Here is a 4,621-nt window from a genome sequence, read left to right on the forward strand (position 1 = left end):
GTTTACCCCTTTAATAATTAATTCATCTCGCACAGAATTAATTGCCCACTTTTCCAATTAAAAGAATAACTCAATCCTTTAATGATACTGGATTTTGAAATTGGCTGATTAACCAGAGCAGGCAATTTTCTGGGCAAATTCGGGGATATTGAGGATCGTTCTGGAACCAGCATCAGCTTTCTTGCTAATTTGTGGCCAATTAGCGGCAATTTAACTCTGATGACGTTGGAATAGCTTTTCTAAAGCTTCCTTCAAGGTTGGTTCCATGACAATTTTATTTTGATAAGCAACTGTTACTCTAGCGATTGTCGGGACACTATTTTGGTCTGCCACTAGATACAAAGGTTCTACATAAAGCAGCGATTGTTCAATGGGAATAATTAATAGGTGTCCTTGCAAAACTTTAGAACCGTCCCGATTCCAAAGAGAAATCTGTTGAGAAATATCTGGCTCTTGGTTAATTAAAGCCTCAATTTGATTCGGCCCGTACACTAACCTTTGTTTAGGAAATTGATAGAGCAATAACTTACCATACTCTCTATCATCTGAACGAGCTGCCAACCAAGCGATTAAATTTTGCCGACTAGAGGGAGTATAGGGATGGAGAAGAATAAATTCTTCTTTGTCGGAATCGGGCAGTTTCATGATTAAATAATAGGGTGATACAGCCTGGGGTTCCGTGCCATAAATTTCTAGGGGAATTTCCCATTGATCCTCCCGATTATAAAATACTTGCGGATCGGTCATGTGATAGGTTAATAATCTTTCTGCTTGGGTACTAAATAAATCTTCGGGATAACGGATATGACTGCGGAGAGTTTTTGGCATTTCTGCTAAAGATTTAAAGAGATGAGGAAAGATTTTACTCCACGTCTGAATGATTGGATCATTTTCATCGGCAACATAGAAATTCACTGTTCCATGATAGGCATCCACTACCACTTTCACCGAATTGCGAATATAGTTAAATTTATCTTTCCCCGGGTCAGAATAGGGATAGCGATCGCTGATAGTATAAGCATCAATAATCCAATGTAATTTACTACTACTATCGCCCACATCTGCCGCTACTAAATAGGGGTTGCGATCATAATTTAAAAAAGGTGCGATAGTTTGCACGCGATTTTGGATATCACGACGCATTAACAAGCGAGTTTCGGGAGTAAAATCTTGGCTAAATAACATTTGCCAATCCCGCAGATAAAGGGCAAATAGCCAACGTCTCCACCCCTTCCCCACTAAGATTCCTCCCTTTCCATCGTAGGTATTATAGACATTTCCATCCCCGCTAGGAAAATCCAATTCTTCTACGGTGGTGGGAGTCATCACATAATTATTAGTTAATTCCCCGTAGTAAATGCGGGGTTTACCAATGGGAATACTATAATCAATTAATTCGCTAGAAGTTTGGAGGGCTCCTTCGTCTTTATTTGTGCCGATATCTTTGACAAAATAGTAAGGTAAACCCGCAGCAGCTACTAAATTAACCGGAGAAAGAGTGAACCCATAACCGTGGGTATAAACGAGGTGTTTATTCACCCAAGTGTTAGCAGAAGTGGGAACCGCACTATAATCTAATTCTCTAGCGGCAATAATGGTCTGTTGTTTTTCAGATATTTGACGTTCCTCGATTTTTTCAGGCAGTCCTACGCGTACCCGATAGCGATCGATATCAGCATCAGGGAATTTATAATATAAGCGAATTTGCTGTAATTGTCGGTTAGTTTCTAGCAGTGGTTTGGTGTCCCAAAGACGAATATTATCGATAGTTAGATGGTTTCTCTCTAAAACTTCGGCATTTAATTCGGCCTGTGGATCGAAAACTTGGGCATCAATTCTATCTAAGGAAAAAGCCGCTCTTGTGGATTGAATACTTCTTTCAATATAGGGTCTTTCTCTCACTAATTCATTCGGTTGTACGACAGTTCTTTGTAATAGTCCACTGATAATTGTGCCACTTATCCAAACAATTAAATAGAGAAATACAGGAACTAAGTAGGGGTAAAATACCAACTTTTTCTTAGTGTTTTTGTATAACTTGCGACGGTCTTTTTTACCAAATAATGCTTTTTCTCCTAACCATATAGAGGTTATTCCTGCAATAATTCCCAGAATAATTTCAATAAATTGACCAACATGAACATCGATATAACCCGCACCATAAACTACCCCTTCCGGAGAGTAAAGTAGCAGGTAACGCTGAATAATATGGTGTAATACTAGCAGCCCCATTAACCCACTCCACAGGGCGTATAAATGACGCAGTTGCGGACGAGAAAACCCCGGAAATGTTCCCAGAGAAAGACTATCACCCGAAAAAAGATAGGTTAAACTAACAGCAAAAAGAGTATATATTCCCACACCACCGAGCCATAATTCTAGTAACTGCCACAGGGGTAATTGAAAGATATAAAAACCTAAATCATTCCCGTATTGAGGATCGTTAATATTGAAAGGAACACCATAAAAATATTTTAAAAAGTTCGCCCACTGCCCAGCAATAATAAAAGATAGCATGACAGTTAATACTATAGATATTATTCGCAAAAAATACTCGGTTTTAATTAATAATCCCAAGACTAAAAAAGCGATAATTACCCCTTGCCAAAGATTACTGGAAATATCGGTTAATACTTGCCTAATCCAAACTATTTGCAGAGGAGAACTTAGGGAAGAACTAAGGTTAGGGAGATTAAAATCTGGTGTCCAGAGACTGAGGGCTAGTTTACTGTAATACAATAACATTGACCCAATCCAAGCTCCAATTCCCGTTGTGATAATCAAAAGGCCGAGTAAATTAATACTAGGAGATTGAGGACTAAGAGGATAACTATCTTCTTTGGGTTTTTGCCAACGAAAACGCTGGGCTAAACGTAAATTAGTAAAAATAAAGAGTAGAGAAAGAATCGCACTTCCCCAACCTAATCCTAGTTGCCAAGACAATTGTTTCAGGAAAGTGTTTAAATAACCCATCTCGGTAAACCAGAGGCTATTGGCTAAAACTAATATCCCCAACTCCCCGATCACAAGGCAGCCGAGAAACAGTAAAATAGGTTTAGCGATCGAGCTTCGGTTATGTCTGATCAACATGGATAAAGTGATAAGGGAGAGTCTTTTTTCATTCTAGCGATTTTAGTTTCTCCCTGCTGCTTTTTCTTAATTTAAAGATAAACTTAAGAAACTATGACTAGGTTAGGGCAATAATTTCGCTTAAAGTCAGCCATTTTAGCTAGGATTAGCAGACTGGAGTATTTCCCGAAAAATCCTGCGTCGATAGGAAGGGGATTCATTGCTGATATTCCATAAAGTTTCGTAGAAAAAGAAAGAAACACCAAAATTTTGTTGTCTCGATTTTTCCACTTGTTGAGTAATATTAACCATCGGAATCGGACGACCTTTTAAACCAGATAAAATCCCAATAGCTACGGGGATAGATTGTCTAGCTTGCTGTAATTCTGGTTGGGATAATTCCCAGTCAAAGGCGTTCATATCAGTTCGATACACTTGCACTATTAATTCATCAATCAAGTTTTTTTCTTGCCATTTTTGCCAATCTAAAAGATAGGATTCTAGGGAGAAAGTGTAGGGATTAGGAGATAGGGAAATAATCGCTCTAGGTTGCTGCTTTTTAATCGTCTGGGCCAAACTATTCATATAGTCAGTAATTTTATCGGCCCGCCATTGAATCCATGCTTTATCTTGGTAATCTTGCGGTGGTAATTGTCCCGAATGTTCCCTTTGATAGAGTTTAATTGTGGTTTCATCATAGCCAAAATCGGCGGGATAACCAAAATGGTCATCAAACTGAATTCCTTCTATATCGTAGTTAGTAATAATCTCGCTGACTAAATCGGTAATAAAGTTTTGTACTTGTGGATGTAAGGGATTTAACCACACCCGTTGATGCACTTTTCCTTCCCACCAAATCACGCTTTTATCCTGTCTTTGGGTTAACCAATCGGGATGTCGTTTGGCTAATTCTGAATCCGCAGGAGCCATAAAACCAAATTCAAACCAAGGAATAATTCTTAATTTTTTCCGATGACCTTGGCTAATTATTTCCTCTAAAAAGTCGCGATTTTTTAAAGACTTATGGGGATCGATCGCTCGTCCTGTCACTTTTTCTGCTACCTTAGAAGGATAGAGTGTATAACCCCAATTCCAGACCGTGGGATAAATAGTATTAAAGTTTAAATCAGCCAACCTATCAAGGGCATCTTTTAGGGTTTGCGGTTTAAATAATACCTCACTATCGATATTAGTTAACCAAACTCCACGAATTTCGGGTTTTTCTTGGGGTTGATTGGTCGATTGTGCCGGATAATTAAAGGTTATCGTCATGATACAAGCAAAGATAATTAAAAATATTACCCAGCTTATTTTTCCGTATCTTTGACTATAAATCACCAAACTATCGGCGAAATTATTAAAACTTTTACTGATTTTATTCATAATGGGAAGTGGGGAGACTTTACAGTTATCAGTTCACTGATAACTGATAACTGATAACTGATAACTGATAACTGATAACTGATAACTGATAACTGATAACTGATAACTGATAACTGATAACTGATAACTGATAACTGATAACTGATAACTGATAACTGATAACTGATAA

Annotated in this window: 2 protein-coding genes; both read right to left on the bottom strand. The window is 38.1% G+C overall.

Annotated elements, in window-relative coordinates:
- Positions 1-210: 210 nt before the first annotated feature.
- Positions 211-3,090 (bottom strand): UPF0182 family protein, encoded by a 2,880-nt coding sequence (locus tag IM509_RS14320; protein ID WP_185238061.1) that lies wholly within the window; start codon positions 3,088-3,090, stop codon positions 211-213.
- Between the two features lie 135 nt (positions 3,091-3,225).
- Positions 3,226-4,452 carry a glycoside hydrolase family 10-like protein gene (locus IM509_RS14325; protein ID WP_052277002.1) on the bottom strand — a complete coding sequence of 409 codons (1,227 nt, stop codon included), beginning with the start codon at positions 4,450-4,452 and terminating at the stop codon, positions 3,226-3,228.
- Positions 4,453-4,621: the final 169 nt, after the last annotated feature.

Source organism: Microcystis sp. M31BS1 (assembly GCF_020245285.1).
GTDB classification, from domain to species: domain Bacteria; phylum Cyanobacteriota; class Cyanobacteriia; order Cyanobacteriales; family Microcystaceae; genus Microcystis; species Microcystis panniformis.